At 67.2% G+C, this 20,467-nt stretch carries 18 protein-coding genes; 13 read left to right on the top strand and 5 right to left on the bottom strand.

The features are described from left to right. Positions 1 to 60: 60 nt before the first annotated feature. The 5 genes from ACZK4Z_RS15430 to ACZK4Z_RS15410 all read left to right on the top strand — a co-directional run bounded on the left by ACZK4Z_RS15430 (position 61) and on the right by ACZK4Z_RS15410 (position 6,755). On the top strand, positions 61 to 1,623 hold the full coding sequence (locus ACZK4Z_RS15430; RefSeq protein ID WP_032130507.1) for an N-acetylmuramoyl-L-alanine amidase: 1,563 nt from the start codon (positions 61 to 63) through the stop codon (positions 1,621 to 1,623). 309 nt (positions 1,624 to 1,932) lie between these two features. Then, a complete protein-coding gene (locus ACZK4Z_RS15425) occupies positions 1,933 to 2,895 on the top strand; it encodes an IS110 family transposase (RefSeq protein WP_107314971.1) in 963 nt (320 codons plus the stop codon). A gap of 53 nt (positions 2,896 to 2,948) precedes the next feature. After that, on the top strand, positions 2,949 to 4,856 hold the full coding sequence (mutL, locus tag ACZK4Z_RS15420) for a DNA mismatch repair endonuclease MutL (RefSeq protein WP_121505054.1): 1,908 nt from the start codon (positions 2,949 to 2,951) through the stop codon (positions 4,854 to 4,856). Between the two features lie 11 nt (positions 4,857 to 4,867). Beyond that, on the top strand, positions 4,868 to 5,800 hold the full coding sequence (locus tag ACZK4Z_RS15415) for a DUF1684 domain-containing protein (protein WP_293797719.1): 933 nt from the start codon (positions 4,868 to 4,870) through the stop codon (positions 5,798 to 5,800). A 1-nt stretch (position 5,801) separates the two neighbouring features. Beyond that, the gene (locus tag ACZK4Z_RS15410; RefSeq protein ID WP_032130255.1) at positions 5,802 to 6,755 is read left to right on the top strand and encodes a TraB/GumN family protein; all 954 of its coding nucleotides are present in this window, start codon (positions 5,802 to 5,804) and stop codon (positions 6,753 to 6,755) included. 74 nt (positions 6,756 to 6,829) lie between these two features. On the opposite strand, the gene phaR is transcribed toward ACZK4Z_RS15410, so the two are convergent. From phaR to gluQRS, 3 genes are all read right to left on the bottom strand, one after another. After that, positions 6,830 to 7,369 carry a polyhydroxyalkanoate synthesis repressor PhaR gene (phaR, locus tag ACZK4Z_RS15405; protein ID WP_032130258.1) on the bottom strand — a complete coding sequence of 180 codons (540 nt, stop codon included), beginning with the start codon at positions 7,367 to 7,369 and terminating at the stop codon, positions 6,830 to 6,832. Between the two features lie 183 nt (positions 7,370 to 7,552). Beyond that, positions 7,553 to 8,293 (bottom strand): beta-ketoacyl-ACP reductase, encoded by a 741-nt coding sequence (gene phbB, locus ACZK4Z_RS15400; RefSeq protein ID WP_180836674.1) that lies wholly within the window; start codon positions 8,291 to 8,293, stop codon positions 7,553 to 7,555. A 17-nt stretch (positions 8,294 to 8,310) separates the two neighbouring features. Then, positions 8,311 to 9,231: a tRNA glutamyl-Q(34) synthetase GluQRS gene (gene gluQRS, locus ACZK4Z_RS15395; RefSeq protein WP_180836675.1), complete on the bottom strand. Its 921-nt coding sequence runs from the start codon at positions 9,229 to 9,231 to the stop codon at positions 8,311 to 8,313. 93 nt (positions 9,232 to 9,324) lie between these two features. On the opposite strand from gluQRS, the gene htpX reads away from it, so the two are divergent. Further along, positions 9,325 to 10,191 (top strand): protease HtpX, encoded by an 867-nt coding sequence (gene htpX / locus ACZK4Z_RS15390; protein ID WP_049457138.1) that lies wholly within the window; start codon positions 9,325 to 9,327, stop codon positions 10,189 to 10,191. Positions 10,192 to 10,891: 700 nt separating this feature from the next. Here the strand turns inward: htpX and ACZK4Z_RS15385 are convergent. After that, the gene (locus ACZK4Z_RS15385; protein ID WP_049401244.1) at positions 10,892 to 11,719 is read right to left on the bottom strand and encodes an inositol monophosphatase family protein; all 828 of its coding nucleotides are present in this window, start codon (positions 11,717 to 11,719) and stop codon (positions 10,892 to 10,894) included. A 120-nt stretch (positions 11,720 to 11,839) separates the two neighbouring features. Here ACZK4Z_RS15385 and ACZK4Z_RS15380 point away from each other — a divergent pair, with 120 nt between their 5' ends. The 3 genes from ACZK4Z_RS15380 (at position 11,840) to ACZK4Z_RS15370 (ending at position 15,712) form a co-directional block, all read left to right on the top strand. Then, on the top strand, positions 11,840 to 12,610 hold the full coding sequence (locus ACZK4Z_RS15380; RefSeq protein WP_049423915.1) for an RNA methyltransferase: 771 nt from the start codon (positions 11,840 to 11,842) through the stop codon (positions 12,608 to 12,610). 76 nt (positions 12,611 to 12,686) lie between these two features. Further along, positions 12,687 to 13,589: a phosphate/phosphite/phosphonate ABC transporter substrate-binding protein gene (locus ACZK4Z_RS15375; protein ID WP_032952775.1), complete on the top strand. Its 903-nt coding sequence runs from the start codon at positions 12,687 to 12,689 to the stop codon at positions 13,587 to 13,589. Continuing rightward, on the top strand, positions 13,586 to 15,712 hold the full coding sequence (locus ACZK4Z_RS15370; protein WP_049460742.1) for a putative bifunctional diguanylate cyclase/phosphodiesterase: 2,127 nt from the start codon (positions 13,586 to 13,588) through the stop codon (positions 15,710 to 15,712). The genes ACZK4Z_RS15375 and ACZK4Z_RS15370 overlap by 4 nt, the downstream gene beginning before the upstream one ends. A gap of 74 nt (positions 15,713 to 15,786) precedes the next feature. Here ACZK4Z_RS15370 and epmB read toward each other — a convergent pair whose 3' ends face one another. Next, positions 15,787 to 16,827, bottom strand: coding sequence for an EF-P beta-lysylation protein EpmB (epmB, locus tag ACZK4Z_RS15365; RefSeq protein WP_197616062.1), 1,041 nt, complete (start codon positions 16,825 to 16,827; stop codon positions 15,787 to 15,789). A 96-nt stretch (positions 16,828 to 16,923) separates the two neighbouring features. On the opposite strand from epmB, the gene efp reads away from it, so the two are divergent. The 4 genes from efp to ACZK4Z_RS15345 all read left to right on the top strand — a co-directional run bounded on the left by efp (position 16,924) and on the right by ACZK4Z_RS15345 (position 20,464). Beyond that, positions 16,924 to 17,490: an elongation factor P gene (gene efp, locus ACZK4Z_RS15360; RefSeq protein ID WP_014037874.1), complete on the top strand. Its 567-nt coding sequence runs from the start codon at positions 16,924 to 16,926 to the stop codon at positions 17,488 to 17,490. 197 nt (positions 17,491 to 17,687) lie between these two features. Further along, entirely contained in the window at positions 17,688 to 19,031 is a 1,344-nt protein-coding gene (locus ACZK4Z_RS15355) for a TRZ/ATZ family hydrolase (protein WP_014037873.1), read from the top strand. A 24-nt stretch (positions 19,032 to 19,055) separates the two neighbouring features. After that, a complete protein-coding gene (ubiG, locus tag ACZK4Z_RS15350) occupies positions 19,056 to 19,772 on the top strand; it encodes a bifunctional 2-polyprenyl-6-hydroxyphenol methylase/3-demethylubiquinol 3-O-methyltransferase UbiG (RefSeq protein ID WP_049401248.1) in 717 nt (238 codons plus the stop codon). Further along, positions 19,769 to 20,464: a phosphoglycolate phosphatase gene (locus ACZK4Z_RS15345; RefSeq protein WP_110712927.1), complete on the top strand. Its 696-nt coding sequence runs from the start codon at positions 19,769 to 19,771 to the stop codon at positions 20,462 to 20,464. The genes ubiG and ACZK4Z_RS15345 overlap by 4 nt, the downstream gene beginning before the upstream one ends. The last annotated feature ends 3 nt before the right edge of the window (positions 20,465 to 20,467 follow it).

The raw sequence follows: 20,467 nt of genomic DNA, 5'->3' as shown, positions 1-20,467 counted from the left end.
ACGGATTATTAAGGAAAAAGGTGTTGCATTCCGTTCAGCGCGGTGATTGAATCCTGAGCCATGCGCCCGGGGAACCGTCTCATTGCCATCTGTGCCGCCGTCGGACTGAGTCTGGCGAGCGTCAGTGCGTGGGCCGGTGAAGTCCGTCAGGTCCTGCTGAATACCGGCGCCACCGGCACCCGTGCCGAGATCTCGCTGGTCGGCAGCGGCGGTTACAAGACCTTGTCGCTGGCCGGACCGAACCGCCTGGTGGTCGATTTCCCGGACTCCAGCGCCATACGCAACCTGAAAATGCCGGCCGCGCAGGGCGTGGTCACGGCGGTGCGTACCGGACAGCCGGTGCCGGGGACCTTCCGTGTCGTTTTCGACCTCGCTGAATCGGTAGCGCCGTTCCGCCCACAGATGCAGCGCGAAGGCAATGAATCCAAGCTGGTGATCGAATGGCCGGGCGATGGCCCGGCCGTGGCCGCCAGCCGCCCGCCAGCGACGCCGGCGGTGCAGCCGCAGGCACCGGTCAACACGCCCGCACCGACGCCGGCCGAGAGCGCGCAGTCGCGCAACGACGCCGCGCGCGCCACCGCGCTGTTGACCGCGCAGGTACAGCAGCAGGCCAGCGCCGCCGCTGCCACACCGGCCACTCCGACCCCGGCCCCGTCCACTGCACCGGCCCAGGTCGCGGCAGCGGGCACGGCTGCCAGCAGCACGCCGTCCGCATCGCCGGCTGCGATCCTTGCCGGCCAGCGTACCGCCGCCGTGGTAACCACGCCGCCGGCCACAGCGCCTGCACCGGTTCCGACCACGGTGGTGCCACCGCGTCCGGCCATGCCCAGCGATGCCTCGCGCATCCGCATGCAGGCTGGCATGCGCCACCTGGTGGTGGCCATCGATCCAGGCCACGGCGGCCAGGACCCCGGTGCGATCGGCCCGACCGGCAAGCGCGAGAAGGATGTGACCCTGGCCGTAGCGCGTGAACTGGCCCGTCAGGTCAACGCGACGCCGGGCCTGAAGGCCTACCTGACCCGCGACAGCGACGTGTTCATTCCGCTGCCGATGCGCGCGCAGAAGGCGCGTGCGAACAAGGCCGACATCTTCATTTCGATCCATGCCGACGCGGCGGAAAACCGTTCGGCCACGGGCTCGTCGGTGTACGTGCTGTCGACCAAGGGAGCCTCTTCGCAGCGCGCCCGCTGGCTGGCGGACAAGGAAAACGCGGCCGACCTGGTCGGTGGCGTGCGCCTGCAGCAGACCGAAGGCACGCTCGCCAACGTGCTGCTGGATCTGGCCCAGAGCGGCTACATGAAGGCGTCCGAGGACGCGGCCGGCCATGTGCTGGGCGGCCTGAAGCGGATCGGCAACAACCACAAGCCGAACATCGAGCGCGCCAACTTCGCGGTGCTACGTACGTCGGACATGCCGGCGATGCTGGTGGAAACCGCGTTCATCTCCAATCCGGATGAAGAGCGCCGCCTGATCGACCCGGCCTACCAGCGCAAGATCGCCGGTGCGGTACTGGACGGTGTGCACACGTTCTTCAGCCGTCAGCCGCCGCCGGGCACGTTGTATGCCGCCCGGGCCCAGGCCGAGATCGACGCCGCCGGCACCATGGCCGGCGGTAGCAAGTAACCCGCCGAAGGCGGGTTACTGCTTTCTGTAGAGTCGAGCGGCGCTCGACTGGGCCTTCCCGGTAGCCCGTCAGTCGAGCATGGCTTGTATGTTCCTCCCGGCTCCTACGAGGTATGTAGGAGCCAGGGTGGAGGGACCGTCAAGCATGCATCTGCGGATACTAGCCGACAGACGAGTCGAGCGATCCCCATCCCGCACACGAACGTCGATAAAGGATCGTACGGCCCCCAAAGGGGATCGTCGATGTAGGCAAGCTAACGTCGGTGCGGTACCACCCCAGCCCCTTAAAGATAGCTGGGAGCCGTACAAATGTCTGATTCTCTCGATATTGGCGTGGACGTGGACTCCAAGGAGTTCGTACCGGCAGTGGCCGACCGCAAGGCCGGCGACAGGATCGCCAACACCCGGGCCGGCATAGCCCAGTGGCTCAACACCTTGCCCCAGCGATGCCGGATTGGCATGGAGGCGACGGGGCGGTACTACGAGTTGTTGGCTCGGATGGCTGGCCAAGCAGGCCACGTTGTCTATGTGATCAATCCACGTCTGATCAAGCACTACGGCCGGGCGACGGGCTCGCGTGGCAAGACGGACGCCATGGACGCCGAAGCGATCGCCCGGTACGTGAAGAAGGAGAACGATCGCCTGCGTGAATACGTACCGCGTACCGACGAGCAGCAGCAGATGCACGATTTGCTGCGCAAGCGGCAGACGCTGGTAAAGACACGCGCGCGCCTGGAGCAATCCTTCGGGGTAAGCAAAAGTGCCCCCGGGGAGCTGTCAGATCTGTTCTGCGCTCTGGCTGGGACGCTGTCCGAGCTGGAAAGCGAACTGCAGCGCTTGGGTCGCGATGGAGAGCATGGCGCGCTCTACAAGCGCCTGTTGACCATCCCTGGTATCGGCCCTGCCGTCGCCGCTCACCTGATTTACTACATGACGCGCTGGCCGTTGGCCAACGCCAACGCGTGGATCGCCTGCACCGGCCTGGATCCCCGGCCCAACGAGTCTGGCGGCAGAACGGGACGGCGTCGGCTGTCCAAACAGGGCGCGCCAGTGCTGCGCCAGATGCTCTACATGGCCGCAATGGGGCTCAAGCGGTGTCGCCGGGGGCAACCGCTCTACGACGAGCTGTCAAAACGCGGTCACCCCAGCACCGCCGTCTTCAACATCCTGGCCAGAAAGCTGGCCAGGATCGCCTGGGGTGTCTTCAAAAGCGGCCGGGACTTCGATCCGGCCATGCTGAAGGTGGGTCAAGCCTGCTTCCAGCAGGCTTGACCGCGAACATAGGATCTCGACTCTACCCTCGGCCGCTCCGTTATCATCCCCGCATGACGTCTGCTACCCATCCGCGCCCGATCCGGCCGTTGCCGGAGATCCTCATCAACCAGATCGCCGCTGGCGAAGTGGTCGAACGTCCCGCGTCGGTGGTCAAGGAGCTGGTCGAGAACGCGATCGATGCCGGCGCCAGCCGCGTTGATATCGATCTTGAGGAGGGCGGTGTCCGCCTGATCCGCATCCGCGACAACGGCAGTGGCATCGCGCCGGAACAGCTGCCGCTGGCGGTATCGCGCCACGCCACCAGCAAGATCGCCGATCTGGACGATCTTGAATCGGTGGCCACGCTCGGTTTCCGGGGTGAAGCGCTGCCGTCGATCGCCTCGGTCAGCCGCTTCACCCTGTCCTCGCGTCGCGCACATGACGAACACGGTTCGGCGCTGCAGATCGAAGGCGGCAAGATCGGCGAAGTGACGCCGCGCGCGCATGCGCCGGGCACCACGGTGGAAGTGCGCGAGCTGTTCTACAACGTACCGGCGCGGCGCAAGTTCCTGCGCGCCGAGCGCACCGAGCTGGGCCATATCGAAGAATGGCTGCGTTCGCTGGCGCTGGCGCGGCCGGATGTCGAACTGCGCGTCTCGCACAACGGCAAGGCCTCGCGTCGCTACAAGCCGGGCGATCTGTATTCCGATGCGCGATTGGCCGAAACGCTGGGCGAGGATTTCGCCAACCAGGCCGTTCGCGTCGACCACAGCGGTGCCGGCCTGCGCCTGCACGGCTGGATCGCGCAGCCGCATTATTCGCGCGCCAGCGCCGACCAGCAGTACCTGTACGTCAACGGCCGCTCGGTGCGCGACCGCAGCGTCGCCCATGCGGTGAAGATGGCCTATGGTGATGTGCTGTATCACGGCCGCCAACCGGCCTACGTGCTGTTCCTGGAGCTTGACCCGACCCGCGTCGACGTCAACGTGCACCCGGCCAAGCACGAGGTGCGCTTCCGCGACTCGCGGCTGGTGCATGATTTTGTCTACCGCACGCTGAAGGATGCGCTGGCCGATACCCGCGCCGGCATGTCGGTGCAGGACATCGGCGCCGGCTCCGCGCATCCGGTGGATGCAGGCGCGGCACCGATGCTCTCCAGTGCAGGTGCCTCCGGTTTCGGTCTGGTACGCGGTGCCGCACCGGGTGCCGGTTCGAGTGGTGGCGGTGGTGGATTCTCGGGTTGGCGCCCGCAGCAACCGCTGGGATTGCAGGTGGCCGATGCACCGGCGGCCTATGCCGCGCTGTATGCCGCACCGGCCGGCGCCGAACGCGGTGCTGCGCTGCCGCCGATGCCGACCGAGAACGGGCTGCCGGTCACCAGTGCCGACGCTGGCGTGCCACCGCTGGGCTACGCGATCGCGCAGCTGCATGGCATCTACATCCTGGCCGAGAACGCCGAAGGCCTGATCGTGGTCGACATGCATGCGGCACACGAACGCATCGGTTACGAGCGGCTGAAGAACGCGCACGATGGCATCGGCCTGCAGTCGCAGCCGCTGCTGGTGCCGATCACGCTCGCAGTGGGCGAGCGCGAAGCCGACACCGCCGAGAATGAAAGTGAAACCCTGGCCGCACTCGGCTTCGAAGTGACCCGTGCCGGTCCCGGTGCGCTGCACGTGCGCAGCATTCCGGCGCTGCTGGCGCATGCCGAACCGGAAGGCCTGCTGCGCGATGTGCTGACCGACCTGCGCGAACACGGCCAGAGCCGGCGCGTGGCCAGTGCACGCGACGAACTGCTGTCGACCATGGCCTGCCATGGCGCGGTGCGCGCCAACCGGCGCCTGACCGTGCCGGAAATGAACGCGCTGCTGCGCGACATGGAAATCACCGAGCGGTCCGGCCAGTGCAACCACGGCCGGCCGACCTGGGCCCGTTTTTCGCTGGCGGAGATCGACCGCTGGTTCCTGCGCGGACGTTGAGGGGAGCATCGATGCGTTATCGGGGAATGGGCGGCCTGCTGGCCGCTTTGGTGTTGGCCGCCTGCAGCCCGGCGACGCCGCCGGCACCAGCCTCGGCCGCGGAGGATCCGTCCTATGCCGCCGAGCAGCAGCAGTGGCGGGTGGCACGCTATCAGGACCTGACCCGGCCCGATGGCTGGACCGCGCTGGTCGGCCTGCACTGGCTGCAGAACAAATCCCACTTCGTCGGCAGCGGCGCGACCAATGGCATCCGCCTGGCGGTTGGGCCGGACAAGCTGGGCCTGCTGCGCCGTGAAGGCAGCCAATGGTGCTTCACGCCCGAAGCCGGCGTGGATGTCAGCCATGATGGCCAGCCGGTGCGCGGCCGCATCCGCATCGACACCGACAAGGATGCGCAGCCGACGCTGCTGGCTTTCGATGGCGGCAAAGGCCAGCTCAGCATCATCCGCCGCGGTCCGCGCGATGCGCTGCGGGTCAAGCACGCCGATGCGCCGGCACGTCGCGATTTCGGTGGGCTGGAGTACTGGCCGGGCGGCCCGGACTGGCAGGTGCAGGCGCGCTTCATCGCGCACCCGCCGGGCAAGACCCTGCCCATCGTCGACATCACCGGCCTGACCACCGAAATGCCCAATGCAGGCGCGGTCGAGTTCCAGCGCGATGGCCGCAGCTGGCGGCTGGAGGCGATCGGTGCGCCGGGGCAGCCGCTGTTCCTGATCTTTGCCGATCGCACCAGTGGCCGTGGCAGCTATCCGGCCGGTCGCTATCTGGATACCGATGCCCCCGCTGCCGATGGCACCGTGCGCATCGATTTCAACCATGCCTACAACCCACCGTGTGCGTTCACCGCCTATGCGACCTGTCCGCTGGCGCCGCCGGAAAACCGGTTGGACCTGCGCGTGGAAGCGGGCGAGAAGGCCTACCACTTGCCTGAAGGAGAAGGCTGATATGCCGATCAGATCCCTGTTGCGTGCCACCGTTCTGTTGGCGGCCTGTGCGCTGGCACCGCTGGTTGCAGCGCGTACCGTGCAAGCCGATACCGCTGGCGCAGCGGCGGCCAAGCCGCCGGTGCCGTTGCTGTGGAAAGTGACCGGCCCGGGTGACTCGCGCCTCTACCTGCTCGGTTCCTTCCACCTGCTGAAGCCGCAGGATTACCCGTTGTCGCCCGATGTTGAACAGGCGTTCGAGGCCTCGCAGCGGGTCGTGTTCGAACTGTCGCCGGAAGACATGCAGTCGCCACAGCTGGCCAGCCGCATGGTGCAGGCGGCGGTGCGCACCGATGGCAGCGAGCTCAAGCGCGATCTCGATGCCGCGACCTGGCAGAAGCTGCAGGTGTTCGCCACCGAAAACAAGCTGCCGCTGGCGCAGATGCAGGGGATGAAGCCGTGGTTTGTCGGCCTGAGCATTTCGGTCGGGCAGATGCAGAAGCTGGGCCTGGACCCGGCACTGGGCCTGGACCGTCACTTCATGGAGCGTGCGCAGAAGACCGGGCGCAAGACCGCGGGACTGGAAGACATCGACACCCAGATCGGCATGCTTGACGGAATGACGCTGCAGGAACAGCGGCAGATGCTGGCCGAAGCGCTGGACCAGGCCGGCAAGGCCGACGAGCAGGCACGCCAGCTGCACGACGCCTGGCGCCGCGGTGACGAGCGCGTGCTGTGGACCCGGATGGCGGCGGAAATGCGCCAGCAGTATCCGCAGCTGTATCAGCGCATCAATACCGGCCGCAATGACGCCTGGGTGCCGAAGCTGCTGCCGTACCTGCAGGCCGGGCAGGGCGGTACGCTGGTGGTGGTGGGCACGCTGCACCTGCTGGGCAACGACGGCGTGGTCGAGAAGCTGAAGGCGAAGGGTTACAAGGTCGAGCGCGTATGCACGGGGTGCAAGGCGAAACGCTGACGTATCGTTGGCGCGATGCCAAACAAAACGGCGCGCCAGGGGCGCGCCGTTTTCGTATCAGCCGTTGCAGCAGCTCAGCGGCGGGTCTTGCCGCCGGTGCCGGTGCCCGGTTCGTTCGGCTTGTTGCCGGTACCTGCGCCGGTTCCCGTTCCGGTGCCGCCCGGACGCGGGCCACCGAAGCCCGTGCCCATGTTGCGCTGGAATTCCTGCCACAGCTCCAGGTTGCGCTCGGTCAGCTGGTTCATCATCGCCCACGGGGTCTGCCCCAGCAGGTTGCCCATCTGCTGGCGGAACTGCTGCTGCTGGTCGAGGAAGACCTGCATGCTGCGCTCCAGGTAGTTGCCCATGAAGCCCTGCAGGGAGTCGCCGTAGAAGCGGATCAGCTGGCTCAGCAGCTGGGTGGACAGCATCGGTTCGCCGTCCTGTTCCTGGTCGGCGATGATCTGCAGCAGGACCGATCGCGTGAGGTCGTCGCCGCTCTTGGCGTCGCGGACTTCGAAGTCTTCACCGTCGAGGATCAGCTGGCGCACGTCCTCGATGGTGATGTAGCTGGAGATCTCGGTGTCGTAGAGACGGCGGTTCGGATACTTCTTGATGATGCGGGTCGCAGCCATGAAGCGGTACTCGTCACAGTAGACGCGCAGCATGGCGCAGTGCAGCAGCCGTTGCAACCGCCTCAGCCCCCGCCAGGCTTGGCTTTCGGCGGCGATCATGTTGCGCAACAAGGGTTTGCGTGCTGCGCAGCATGACTCTTGGCAGGGGCCGGCGGCGTTCGCCGCGATGGCCCGCTGCGCGGCTTACCAACCCATATGGTGGCCGCCGTTGATGTCCAGGTTGCTACCGGTGATCCACGAGGCTTCATCGGCGACCAGGAACGAGACGCCGTAGGCGATTTCCTCCGGCTTGCCCAGGCGTCCGGTGGGGATGTCGGCGATGATCTTGGCACGCACCTCCTCCGGCACCGCCATCACCATGTCGGTAGCGACGTAGCCGGGCGAAATCGTGTTGACGGTGATGCCAAAACCGGCGTTCTCGCGGGCCAGCGAGATGGTGAAGCCGTGCATGCCGGCCTTGGCCGCCGCGTAGTTGGCCTGACCGTACTGGCCCTTCAGGCCGTTGATCGAGCTGATCTGGATGACCCGGCCCCAGCCGCGGCGGCGCATGCCCTCGATGACCGGACGGGTGACGTTGAACACCGAATTGAGATTGGTGTTGATCACATCGTGCCACTGGTCCGCGCGCATTCGGTGGAAGGTGGTGTCGCGGGTGATGCCGGCGTTGTTGACCAGGATCTCGACCGGGCCGAGCTCGGCCTCGACCGCGCGCACCATTGCCTCGGCGCTGTCCGGATCGGAGACATCACCCGGGAAGATCGACACGTTGTAGCCGCGTTCGGTCATCGCCTGCAGCCAGGCCCGGGCCTTGGCTTCGTCGCGGTAATTGGTGGCGACCCGGTGGCCCTGGTCGGCCAGGCGTTGGCAGATGGCGGTACCGATGCCGCCGGTTCCGCCGGTGACCAGTGCGACGCGAGATGTCATGGAATGCTGTCCGGGTATCAGGTGGGGGAAGGGTGATTCTGCAACATCGGCGCGGAAAGTGCGCCGGCCGGCAACAGGATGTCGCTACGCGGCAACCGCGCCGGGTCGAAGGCCTGTCGAGCGGTGGCCAGCAGCGCGTCCAGATCGTGTGCCTGCGCCAGCGCCTCAGGGGCTTGGCCGAGCAGCTGCCAGAGCTGGCGCAGCACCGGCAGCGGACGTGCGCTGTCCACCGGCAGCGCCGCCAGTGACTTGGACAGCTTGTGGCCCGGTGTATCCAGCAGCAGCGGCAGGTGCCAGTAGCGCGGCACCGCCAGGCCCAACGCCTGCTGCAGCAGGATCTGCCGTGCGGTGGAGTCGAGCAGGTCGGCCCCGCGCGCCACTTCGGTCACCCCCTGCGCGGCGTCATCGACCACCACCGCCAGCTGGTAGGCCCAGCAGCCATCGGCGCGGCGCAGCACGAAGTCGCCGACCTCGGCATGCACGTCCTGCTGCTGCGGGCCGCGCAGGCCATCGTCGAAGTGCACAAGGCTGCCGGGCGGCACGCGGAAGCGGACGGCCGGGTCCGGTCGTGGTTGCCGGGCGACGCAGCGATGATGGATGCCGCCGCCGGCGGCAAGGTCGCTGCGGCTGCAGTGGCAGACAAAGGCCTGGTCGCTGGCGAGCAGTTCATCCAGCGCGGCCTGGTAGGCCTCGCCGCGCGTGCTCTGCCAGAGTACCGGGCCATCGTGGACCAGGCCGAACGCGGCCAGCGCCTGCAGCTGTGATTCCGCCGCACCGGGCACGGTGCGCGGCGGGTCGACGTCTTCGACGCGCAGCCGCCACAGGCCGCCGTGATGGCGGGCGAGCAGCCAGCTGCCGAAGGCGGCGAGCAGGGATCCGGGGTGGAGCAGGCCGGTCGGCGAAGGGGCGAAACGGCCGCAGGGAATGTGGGAGGTCATGCTGGCTGAATCGTCGGTCAGGTTGGCGCTTGAATTCAAGCTGACCGCACCGCAAATTGATCGATATCGACCCCTTCCGAGCCGGAATTTCCCATGTTCACCCGTATTGCCCTCTTCCTGGCCACGAACTTTGCCGTGCTGATCCTGGCCAGCATCGTGATGTCGCTGTTGGGAACCGACCCCAGCAAGATGAGCGGCCTGCTGATCATGGCCGGCATCTTCGGTTTCGGTGGCTCCTTCATCTCGCTGCTGCTGTCCAAGTGGATGGCCAAGCGCTCCACCGGTGCGGTGGTCATCACCGAGCCGCGCAACCAGACCGAGCGCTGGCTGCTGGCTACCGTCGAGCGCCAGGCCAAGGCGGCCGGCATCGGCATGCCCGAAGTGGCCGTGTATGAAGGTCCGGAGATCAATGCCTTCGCCACCGGTGCCAACCGCAACAACGCGCTGGTCGCGGTGTCCACCGGCCTGCTGCACAACATGAGCGAAGACGAGGCCGAAGCGGTGCTGGGCCACGAGATCGCCCACGTCGCTAACGGTGACATGATCACCATGGCCCTGCTGCAGGGTGTGCTGAACACCTTCGTGATCGTGCTGGCCCGCGTGGTCGGCGGCATCATCGACAGCGCACTGTCGGGCAACCGCGAAGGTGGCGGCCGCGGCTTCGCCTACTACATCATCGTGTTCGTGCTGGAGATGGTGTTCGGCCTGTTCGCCACCATGATCTCGATGTGGTTCTCGCGCCATCGCGAGTTCCGCGCCGACGCAGGCGGTGCCTCGCTGGCCGGCCGCCAGAAGATGATCGCCGCGCTGGAGCGCCTGCAGCTCAACCACGGCCAGAGCACGCTGCCGACCCAGATCGCGGCGTTCGGTATTGCCGGTTCGACCGCGAAGAAGCTGTTCATGAGCCACCCGCCGCTGGAAGAGCGCATCGCCGCGCTGCGGGCGTCGACGGTGGCGTAAGCCTCCGCTTCCAAGGCAGTGCAGGAACGCCTGGCCTCGCGCCGGGCGTTTTTGTTTGCGCGCGCACGCATGGGTGGCACCGGATCGTTTCCGCGCCTGCGGGGAGGTGTCACTTTCTTTGCGCGCAAAGAAAGTAACCAAAGAAACGCTCCGCTAGCCGCGAGCCGTCGCTACGCGCCGGTCCCCTGCGCTTCTCGGTGAATCAGGGGGCGGTGCCGAACTCGCTGCGCTCAGACATCGGCACCTCTTCGCCCCTGATTCCCCTGCGATGCTCGGCTCGCTCAAGGCGGACTGGAAAGTCAAGATCAACGGCAACAGCATCCACGCATGGCGTGGATCTACTGGGTGCAGCTGTGGCATTTGACCTTGGGTCCGCCTTGAGCGAGCCGAGCACCGCAGGTCCGGCGAGGGCGAAGAGGTGCGGGTGTCTGAGCGCAGCGAGTTCCCGCACCGTCCCTCGACGGACCGAGGAGCGCAGGGTACCGATGCACAGCATCGGCTCGCGACCTGGCGGCGTGTTTCTTTGGTTACTTTCTTGATGACGCACATCCGTGTGCGCCACCCTACGGGCCGGCTACGCCGTTCCACGCTGCTCCTGCAGCGTGGTGCACGAGCAAAGAAAGTGACAAGCACGATCACCGCGGATACGAAAACGGCACCTTCGCAGGTGCCGTCTCCATGAACCGCGTCTACGCGCAGATCAGAACTTCGCGTCGAACTCCGCCGCGTAACCGGTGTTGACCAGTACCTTCTGCAGCGACTCGGCCACCTTCAGGTTGCCGGCCACGATCTGGTGGGTCTCCGGACCGCGGTTGTCCATGCGGCCCAAGGTGGCGCCCTTGAAGTCGCAGACCTTGCCACCGGCCTCGCGGACCAGCAGCAGGCCGGCAGCGATGTCCCACGCCTTCACGCCAGCTTCGAAGTAGGCGTCGGCGCGGCCGCAGGCCACGTAGGCCAGGTCCAGTGCCGCCGAGCCGGTGCGGCGGATGTCTTCGCCGTGTACCAGCAGGGCGTCGACCGCCTTCAGCTGGGCGCTGGCGCGGTTGCGCTCACGCGGCGCGAAGCCGGTGTGGATCATGGTGCCTTCCAGATCCTTGCGTTCGGCCACGCGGATGCGGCGGTCGTTCAGCACGGCGCCGGCGCCACGGCTGGCGGTGAATAGTTCATTGCGCAGCGGGTCGAAGATGACCGCATCGGTCGGCTCGCCGTTCTCGACCAGGGCGATCGACACGCAGTAGTGCGGCACGCCGCGCAGGTAGTTGCTGGTGCCGTCCAGCGGGTCGATGACCCACATGTGGCGACGCTCGCCCTGCACGCCGCCTTCTTCGCCGAATACACCGTATTCGGGGTAGGCGCGCTTGAGTTCCTTGACGATGACCTTTTCCGCGTCCGCATCCACTTCGCTGGCGTAGTCCATCCGGCCCTTCTGCACCACGTTAAGTGCCTCGAGCTTGTTGATGTTGCGCAACAGGACGTTGCCGGCGAGGCGGGCGGCCTTGACCATGACGGTTACGGCGGGTTTCTGCATGGCGTGGGCTCCCGGAAAGGCAGAAGAGATGGACTGGCGGGGGAAAAGAGCGGGTCCGGCGCAGTGGCCGGCCGCACAGTTTACCATTGGTCATCGTCCAGCTCGACCCTTTCCCTGTTCATGTCCCAGTTTCCTGCCGCCACCCGCCTCCGATTCGTCCTGGTCGGTACCCAGCACCCCGGCAACATGGGCGCCGCCGCCCGCGCCCTGAAGACCATGGGCCTGGCCCGCCTGGTGCTGGTTGCCCCCGAAAAGCCACTGGACGAGGAGGCCTTCCGCCGCTCGGCCGGTGCCGAAGACGTGCTGGGGGATGCCCCGGTGGTGGCCACCCTGGCCGAGGCGGTGGCCGATTGCCGCCTGGTGCTGGGCTGCACCGCCCGCGCACGCCGCGTCCAGCTGGAGGAGTACCTGCCGGCCGATGCCGCTGCCCGCGCGGTGGCCAAGGCCGGCGAGGGCGCCGAGGTGGCGCTGGTGTTCGGCCGTGAGCGCACCGGCCTGACCAACGAGGAACTGCAGCTCTGCCATGCAGCGGTGCACATCCCGTCCGACCCGGAGTTCAGCTCGCTCAACCTGGCTGCCGCCGTGCAGGTGCTGGCCTATGAAACGCGCATGCAGCTGCTGGGCGCGCAGCCGGCCACCGATGCCGAGCCCGGCTTCCGCGAACAGGCGGCCAGCCACGAGCAGATGGAGAGCTTCTTCGCCCAGCTTGGCGACACGCTGGACGAGATCGATTTCCACAAGGGCCGCGCCCCGGAATCGGCGATGCGCAAGCTGCGCCGCCTGTTCCTGCGCAGTGAGCCGAGCGAGCAGGAAGTGCGCCTGCTGCGCGGCATCCTCGCCGACACCCAGCGCATGGCGCGACTGGCCCAGGCAGGCGGCAAGGACAGCTGACGACGTTCTCATTTTTTCGGGTAGTCTGTCCGGATACCCAGGGGGGATGAAGCCTGTGTCGGGTCTGCGAAAGGCAATGCAGGGGGGACTGCTGAGCCTGGCCATGGTCCTGCTGGCCGGGACGGTGCGTGCAGCACCGGACCCGGTGCTGGTGCTGGGCCGGATCAGCGATGATCCCAAGGCCCATTACGAGCAGCTGCAACCATTGCTGGACTACGTGGTGGCGCGCATGCACGACGTTGGCATCAAGGAGGGGAGGATCCTGATGGCACGCGACCCGCAGCAGATGGCCAGCTATCTGCGGCGGGGCAGGGTCGACTGGGTCACGGAAACCTCCGGTACGGCGGTGGCGCTGGGCCAGCGCAGTGGCGCCCGTCCACTGCTGCTGACCGAGCGCAACGGCGTGCGGGATTACCAGACGGTGTTCTTCGTGCGCCGCGACAGCCCGATCCAGCGCGTGCAGGATCTGCGGGGCCATCGCCTGGCCCTGCAGAACACGGCGTCCACCAGTGCCTATCTGGTGCCGGTGATGACGTTGCTGCAGGAGGGCCTGTCGCCCCAGATCCTGGCCGGTGCATGGGACATGCCGGGCCGGGACAGTGTGGGTTACGTATTTGCACGCAGCGAGCTGAACATCGCGACGTTCGTGCACAAGGGGGTGGTTGACGTGGGGGCGGTGAGCAGCGTGGACTGGAACGACGAGCGGCGGATGCCGGCAGCGTTCCGGCGCGACTTCCGCGAGCTGCTGCGCACCGAGCCCTACCCGCGTGCGGTGGAGATGGTCCGCGCCGACCTTGATCCACGCGTGCGCGATCGCCTGCAGGAAGTGCTGCTGCAGGCAGCCAGCGACCCGCAGGCACAGGGGGCGCTGCATCGGTTTTTTGGCACTTCCGGGTTCCACCGCGTCGATGCGCATGCGCAGCAGCGGTTGGATGAATTGAAACAAGGATTGACGCGCGTGCGGATGGAAGTGGAATGAAGTGGCTTGGCTCGGGGATGCAGGCCCGGTTCCTGCTCGCGATGGGCGGGGCGATGGTCGTGGTGATCGCGATCCTTGCGGTGTTGTTGGGTCGGCAGGCCGCGATGCAGGGCGAGGTGCGCAACCTCAGCGGCGGCGTCATCCATGAATTGTTCGACCGCAGCGTGCGCAGCCGCGGCGAGGCGATGGCGCGTGAGCTGTCCGACGCGCTGGCCAACCCGTTGTACTACCGTGACCTGGACCAGGTGGGCGTACTGGTGCGCAGTACCGCGCGCCAGCCCGTGGTGCGCTATGTACTGGTGTTCGATGAACGCGGCCGGCTGGTACACGATGGCTCGGTCGAGGTGTCTGGATTCGGTCAGCCGATGGCCGATCCACTGGCACCCAAGGCCGCGGCCGCGCAGATGCTGGTCGTGCAGGAATCGCCGAAGGTGCTCGACAACGCCATGCCGATCATGATCGGCAACCAGCGCATTGGCGGCGTCCGGGTCGGCATGGCGCTGGATGAGGTGCAGCAGCGCGAGCAGGCGGCCAACGCCACCCTGGGCGAGCGCCTGCAGCAGGTTGGCAGCCGTCACCTGGGCTGGCTGCTGCTGATGCTGGGCCTGCTGGTGGTGATCGGCGTGGTGGTGATCCTGTACGTGCAGCGCACCCTGGTCGCGCCGATCCGTGATCTTGCCGTCGCCGCCCGCCGCATCGAGGCCGGTGACTACCAGACACCCCTGGCCGAGAACACCCGCGACGACGAGGTCGGCGAACTGGTCCGCGGTTTCGCCCGGATGCGCGATGCGATCGCACGCCATGACCGCGAAGTGCGGCGTATGGCCTATACCGACGCGCTGACCGGGCTGACCAACCGGCTGGCATTCCGCGAGGCGCTTGATCATCGGTTGATGGCGGCCCGTGCCGCCAATCACCGGCTGGGCCTTCTGTTCGCCGATATCGACGATTTCAAGCGGGTCAATGACACCCTTGGCCACGAGGCCGGCGATGAGGCATTGCTGCAGTTCGCCCAGCGTATCGGCCGCGCGGTCACCGAGGCCGGGGGCGATGAAGCCCTGCTGGCCCGCTTCGGCGGCGACGAGTTCGTGATCCTGGTCGGAGATGGCGACGTGGCGGCCAATGCGCGGCTGCTGGCCGAAGTGCTGGTGCGCGAGCTGGGCAAGCCGCTGGTGGTGCAGGGCAGGGAACTGTTCCTGGGCACCTCGATCGGCGTGACCCTGTTCCCCGACGATGCTGCCGATGCGACCACGCTGCTGAAGAACGGCGACATCGCCATGTACCAGGCGAAGATGGCCGGCAAGAACTGCTATCGCTATTACAGCCGGGCGATGGACCATGCGGTCGAGCGTCGCGTGCATATGGAACAGGAGCTGCGCGGCGCCTGGGAGCGCGGTGAGCTGCGCCTGGCCTACCAGCCGATCTTCCGCATGCGCGACCGCCGCATGGTCGGCGTCGAAGTACTGCTGCGCTGGCAGCATCCGACCCTGGGCACGATCCCGCCCTCGGTGTTCATCGAGGTGGCCGAGCAGAGTGGCCTGATCGAGATCATCGGCCCGAAGGTGCTGCGTGCGGCCTGCATGGAGGCCTCGCAGTGGCCGCGCGGGGCAGCGGGCGATGATCTGTTCGTGTCGGTCAACGTGTCACCGCGGCAGCTGCGTGGCGGCGAACTGCCGGCACTGGTCGCGCAGTGCCTGCATGAGTCCGGGCTGCCGGCGTCGCGCCTGCACCTGGAGCTGACCGAAACCGCCGTGATCGGCGACGAGATGGTTGCCGCGCAGCTGCTGGACAAGCTGCACCGCACTGGCGTGAAGGTGTGGCTGGACGATTTCGGTACGGGCTTCTCCGGGCTCAGTCATCTGCGCCAGGTGCCCGTGGACGGCGTGAAGATCGACAAGAGCTTCGTTGCCGACATGCAGCGCGATCCCGACGACCTTGCGCTGACCACGGCGATCATCGCGATGGCCCACGCGCTGGGCATCACCGTGGTGGCCGAGGGCATCGAGCAGCAGGCACAGTTCGAGCTGCTGGCGCAGCGCGGCTGCGATCTTGGCCAGGGCTACTGGTTGAGCCACCCGGTGACCGCCACCGAAGTGGTGCGGATGATCGAATCGGGCGTCTGACCCCAAAAAAGGGGACGGAGGGAATTAAGTCGCAAATGCATAAGCGACTTAATTCCCTCCGTCCCCTTTTTTTGTTACAGCGGGCGCTTGCTCGGGTCGCCGGGCAGTTCGCGCACCAGCTTGGGGATCAGGTAGCCGGACAGGCGTGCGGTCAGGCCGGCAATCAGCGCCTTGGCCTGGGTGTCGTCCACTTCGAAGTGGGCCACGCCCTCGACCCGGTCCAGCTGGTGCAGGTAATAGGGCAGCACGCCAGCAGCAAAGCTGCGCTCGCTCAGGTCCTGCAGGGCCTGCACGCTGTCGTTGACCCCGCGCAGCAACACCGCCTGGTTCAGCAGCTGGGCGCCGGTACCGCGCAGGCGGGCCATCGCTGCGTCCACGCTGGCGTCGAATTCATTGGCGTGATTGGCGTGGACCACGATCGCCGGCGGCCAAGGCAGGCTGCCCAGCCAGGAGACCAGTTCATCGTCCACGCGCTCCGGCAGCACGATCGGCAGTCGGGTATGGATGCGCAGGCGGCGGATGTGCGGTATCTGGCGCAGGGCGTCGGTCAGTTCCACCAGCTTGTGCGTGGCCAGCGACAGCGGGTCACCGCCGGACAGGATCACCTCGTCGATGTCCGGGTCGGCGGCGATGGCGGCTACGGCCTCCTGCCAGCCGCCCTTGGCGGCGTTCTCCGCGCCATAGTCGAAGTGGCGGCGGAAACAGTAGCGGCAGTTGATCGCGCAGCTGCCGGTGGCGACCAGCAGGGCGCGGCCGCGGTACTTCTGGATGACGCCGGTGGCCTTCTTGGCGGCGCCATCGCCCACCGCATCGAAGCTGAACCCGGGCGCCGGGTGCATTTCCTCGTCGATCGGCAGCACCTGGCGCAGCAGCGGGTCGGCCGCATCGCCGGGGCGCATGCGGGCCACGAAGCCCTCCGGCACGCGCAGCGCGAACTGGGCCATGGCCGCCTCCGAGACACCCAGCGCGGCCGGGTCCAGCTGCAGCCGGGCCAGCAGGGCGTGCGGGTCGCGCAGCGCCTGGCGCCAGAGCTGCTGCCAGCGCGCGGGCGCACCTGGCGACTGGGGCCGTGGGAAGGCGGAAAGCTGCATGGAGAGGGGGCCTGCGGTTATCATGGGGGCAGAAAAACAGTCGCCCACCGGCATCCGGTGGGCTTTCCATTCTAACGGCTCGCCGCACCCGCGGCGTTTTTGCCACTCAGGAGTTTACGCATGGCCAGCTACGGCATGAACGACGTCAAGAACGGGATGAAGATCCTGGTCAACAACCAACCGGCCGTCATCATCGACACCGAATACGTCAAGCCGGGCAAGGGCCAGGCCTTCACCCGCGTGAAGTACCGCCTGATCAAGGACGGCCGTACCCAGGAAGTCACCATGAAGTCGACCGACTCGCTGGATGCAGCCGACGTCGTCGATACCGACATGAACTTCATGTACAGCGACGGCGAGTACTGGCACTTCATGGACCCGGAATCCTTCGAGCAGGTCCAGGCCACCAAGGCCGGCATGGGCGGCGCCGAGAAGTGGCTGAAGGGCGAAGAGTCCTGCGTGGTCACCCTGTGGAACGGTGAGCCGATCTTCGTGCAGCCGCCGAACTTCGTTGAACTGAAGATCACCGAAACCGATCCGGGCGTCCGTGGCGACACCTCGGGCGGCGGCGGCAAGCCGGCCACCCTGGAAACCGGCGCCGTGGTCCGCGTGCCGCTGTTCGTGAACCAGGAAGAAGTGATCCGCGTCGACACCCGTTCGGGCGAATACTCCGCACGCGTCAAGTAATCCGGCGCAGCCGGATTACGGTAGTGCCGGCCGGTGGCCGGGTACGCGCCATCGCATTCGCGCTGGCGCTCCCATGATCTGCTTCGGCAGATCATGGGCCCCGCTTCACGAGTCTCCAGACCCCGCCGCTTCGCGGCAGCCCCTGACTCAGGGGCGTGTCCCCCAGAAGTATCTCGCCCCACAGCCAGTGAGCCCGCATGAGCGATAGCCCGCACCTCCCCGAAGCCTGCGACCTGCTCATCGAAGCCGGTTACGTCGTTCCGATCGAGCCGCACGCGGTGGTGCTGGAAGACCATGCCGTTGCCGTGCGTGGCAGTGAAATCGTGGCCATCCTGCCGCGTGCCGAGGCGCGCGCGCGGTTCCGCGCCACCCAGGTGGTGAGCCGCCCCGAGGCTGCCCTGATGCCGGGCCTGGTCAATGCGCACACGCACAACCCGATGACGCTGCTGCGCGGCGTCGCCGACGACCTGCCGCTGATGACCTGGCTGCAGCAGCACATCTGGCCGGTGGAAGCGGCGGTGATCGGCCCCGAATTCGTTGCCGACGGCACCACTCTGGCCATCGCCGAGATGCTGCGCGGCGGTACCACCTGTGCCAACGAGAACTACTTCTTCGGCGACGTGCAGGCCGCGGTCTACAAGAAGCACGGTTTCCGCGCGCTGGTGGGCGCGGTCATCATCGATTTCCCCACCGCCTGGGCCAAGACCGATGACGAATACTTCGCCAAGGCCGGTGAACTGCACGACCAGTGGCGCACCGATCCGCTGATCGGCACCGCGTTCGCGCCGCATGCGCCCTACACGGTCAACGATGCCAACTTCGAGCGGGTGCGGATGCTGTCCGACCAGCTCGACATGCAGGTGCACCTGCACACCCACGAGACCGCGCAGGAGATCAACGATTCGATCAAGCTGCACGGCCAGCGCCCGCTGGCGCGGCTGGATCGGCTCGGCCTGGTCAACGACCGCCTGATCGCGGTGCACATGACCCAGCTGACCGATGCGGAAATCCACCTGTGCGCCGAACGTGGCGTCAGCGTGGTGCACTGCCCGGAATCGAACCTGAAGCTGGCCTCCGGTTTCTGCCCGGCCTGCGCCCTGCAGCGCGCCGGCGTGAACCTGGCGATCGGCACCGATGGCTGCGCCAGCAACAACGACCTGGACATGTTCAGCGAGAACCGCACCGCGGCGATCCTGGCCAAGGCCGTGGCCGACGATGCGACCGCGCTCGATGCGGCGACCACGCTGCGCGCCTCCACCCTGGGTGGCGCCCGCGCACTGGGCTTCGGCGACCGCATCGGTTCCATCGAAGTCGGCAAGCAGGCCGATCTGGTCTGCGTCGACCTGTCCGCGCTGGAAACCCAGCCGCTGCACAACGTCCTGTCGCAGCTGGTGTACGCCACCGGCCGCCAGCAGGTCAGCGACGTCTGGATTGCCGGCAAGCCGAAGCTGGTGCAGCGCGAGCTGGTCGGCATGGACCTGCCGGGCATCATCGCCAACGCGCGCCAGTGGCGCGAGCGCATCCGTCATATCCGCGCCTGAACCCCGGCGCCGCAAGGACCCCCCATGACTGCCCCCCACGCTTCCTCCAATTTCGATCAGGCCGAGCTGGACAAGTTCGCCGCGCTGGCCAACCGCTGGTGGGACGCTGACGGCCCGCAGAAGCCGCTGCATGCGCTGAACCCGGTGCGCCTGCAGTACGTGGCCGATCGCGTGCCGCTGCGCGGTGCGCGCGTGCTCGACATCGGTTGTGGTGGCGGCCTGTTGAGTGAAGCGCTGGCCCAGGCCGGTGCTGACGTCACCGCCATCGACCTGGCCCCGGAACTGGTCAAGGTCGCGCGCCTGCATGCGCTGGAAAGCGGCGCCAAGGTCGATTACCGGGTGCAGGCTGCCGAAGATCTGGCCGCCGAGCAGCCGGGCAGCTTCGATGTGGTCACCTGCATGGAAATGCTCGAGCACGTGCCCGACCCGGGCGCGATCATCGAGGCCTGCAAGCGCCTGCTGAAGCCGGGCGGCCACCTGTTCCTGTCGACCATCAACCGCACCGCCGCCGCCTTCGCGGTGGCGATCGTCGGCGCCGAGTACGTGGCGCGGCTGCTGCCCAAGGGCACGCACCACTACCAGGAATTCATCAAGCCTGCCGAGCTGGCGCGCTGGCTGCGCGAGGCCGACATGCAGCTGGTGGATGTCAGCGGCATGGCCTACGAGCCGTGGCGCAACCAGGCCCGCCTGAGCAGCCGTACCGACATCAACTACCTGGCCTACGCGGTCAAGCCGGCATGACCGCGGCCCGCTTCCCGCGCGCGGTGCTGTTCGATCTGGACGGCACCCTGCTGGACAGCGCGCCGGACTTCGTCGCCACCTGCGACGCGATGCTGGCCGAGCGTGGACGCGCACCCATCGATCCGGCCGCGCTGCGCCCGGTGGTGTCGAAGGGCTCGCGGGCGATGGTCTCGGCTGCGTTCCCGGAACTGGACGTTGCCGCACGTGACGCGCTGATCCCGGAATTCCTGCAGCGCTACGAAGCATTGATCGGCCAGCACGCAGTGCTGTTCGATGGCGTGGCCGGCATGCTCGCCGCGTTGGACGATGCCGGTACGGTGTGGGGCATTGTCACCAACAAGCCTGAATATCTGGCGCGCTTGATCCTGCCGCAGCACGGCTGGCAGCAGCGCTGTGCGGTACTGGTGGGTGGTGACAGCCTGGCCGAGCGCAAGCCGCACCCGCTGCCGTTGCTGCACGCCGCACAGGCGATCGGCATCGCCGCCGAAGACTGCGTGTACGTGGGCGACGACGAGCGCGACATCATCGCCGCACGTGCCGCCGCCATGCCGTCGGTGGCGGCGCTGTGGGGCTACCGCCTGCACAGCGACGATCCGCTGGCCTGGCAGGCCGACGTGCTGGTCGAGAACGCCGAACTTCTGCAACTGGCCAGCCTCTGGCCGACCCGGCCGGCAGCCCCGGCCCAGCCGTAAGGA

Source organism: Stenotrophomonas sp. 71799_Sma (genome assembly GCF_056482505.1).
Note: the sequence above shows the minus strand (reverse complement) of the source record. Positions and strands in the feature narration are given on the sequence as shown.

What these genes read in the sequence shown, in the direction of transcription:
- ACZK4Z_RS15430 (WP_032130507.1), top strand. Translation starts at nt 61, where the DNA reads ATGCGCCCGGGGAACCGTCTCATTGCCATCTGTGCCGCCGTCGGACTG.
- ACZK4Z_RS15425 (WP_107314971.1), top strand. Translation starts at nt 1,933, where the DNA reads ATGTCTGATTCTCTCGATATTGGCGTGGACGTGGACTCCAAGGAGTTC.
- mutL (WP_121505054.1), top strand. Translation starts at nt 2,949, where the DNA reads ATGACGTCTGCTACCCATCCGCGCCCGATCCGGCCGTTGCCGGAGATC.
- ACZK4Z_RS15415 (WP_293797719.1), top strand. Translation starts at nt 4,868, where the DNA reads ATGCGTTATCGGGGAATGGGCGGCCTGCTGGCCGCTTTGGTGTTGGCC.
- ACZK4Z_RS15410 (WP_032130255.1), top strand. Translation starts at nt 5,802, where the DNA reads ATGCCGATCAGATCCCTGTTGCGTGCCACCGTTCTGTTGGCGGCCTGT.
- phaR (WP_032130258.1), bottom strand. Translation starts at nt 7,369, where the DNA reads ATGGCTGCGACCCGCATCATCAAGAAGTATCCGAACCGCCGTCTCTAC.
- phbB (WP_180836674.1), bottom strand. Translation starts at nt 8,293, where the DNA reads ATGACATCTCGCGTCGCACTGGTCACCGGCGGAACCGGCGGCATCGGT.
- gluQRS (WP_180836675.1), bottom strand. Translation starts at nt 9,231, where the DNA reads ATGACCTCCCACATTCCCTGCGGCCGTTTCGCCCCTTCGCCGACCGGC.
- htpX (WP_049457138.1), top strand. Translation starts at nt 9,325, where the DNA reads ATGTTCACCCGTATTGCCCTCTTCCTGGCCACGAACTTTGCCGTGCTG.
- ACZK4Z_RS15385 (WP_049401244.1), bottom strand. Translation starts at nt 11,719, where the DNA reads ATGCAGAAACCCGCCGTAACCGTCATGGTCAAGGCCGCCCGCCTCGCC.
- ACZK4Z_RS15380 (WP_049423915.1), top strand. Translation starts at nt 11,840, where the DNA reads ATGTCCCAGTTTCCTGCCGCCACCCGCCTCCGATTCGTCCTGGTCGGT.
- ACZK4Z_RS15375 (WP_032952775.1), top strand. Translation starts at nt 12,687, where the DNA reads ATGCAGGGGGGACTGCTGAGCCTGGCCATGGTCCTGCTGGCCGGGACG.
- ACZK4Z_RS15370 (WP_049460742.1), top strand. Translation starts at nt 13,586, where the DNA reads ATGAAGTGGCTTGGCTCGGGGATGCAGGCCCGGTTCCTGCTCGCGATG.
- epmB (WP_197616062.1), bottom strand. Translation starts at nt 16,827, where the DNA reads ATGATAACCGCAGGCCCCCTCTCCATGCAGCTTTCCGCCTTCCCACGG.
- efp (WP_014037874.1), top strand. Translation starts at nt 16,924, where the DNA reads ATGGCCAGCTACGGCATGAACGACGTCAAGAACGGGATGAAGATCCTG.
- ACZK4Z_RS15355 (WP_014037873.1), top strand. Translation starts at nt 17,688, where the DNA reads ATGAGCGATAGCCCGCACCTCCCCGAAGCCTGCGACCTGCTCATCGAA.
- ubiG (WP_049401248.1), top strand. Translation starts at nt 19,056, where the DNA reads ATGACTGCCCCCCACGCTTCCTCCAATTTCGATCAGGCCGAGCTGGAC.
- ACZK4Z_RS15345 (WP_110712927.1), top strand. Translation starts at nt 19,769, where the DNA reads ATGACCGCGGCCCGCTTCCCGCGCGCGGTGCTGTTCGATCTGGACGGC.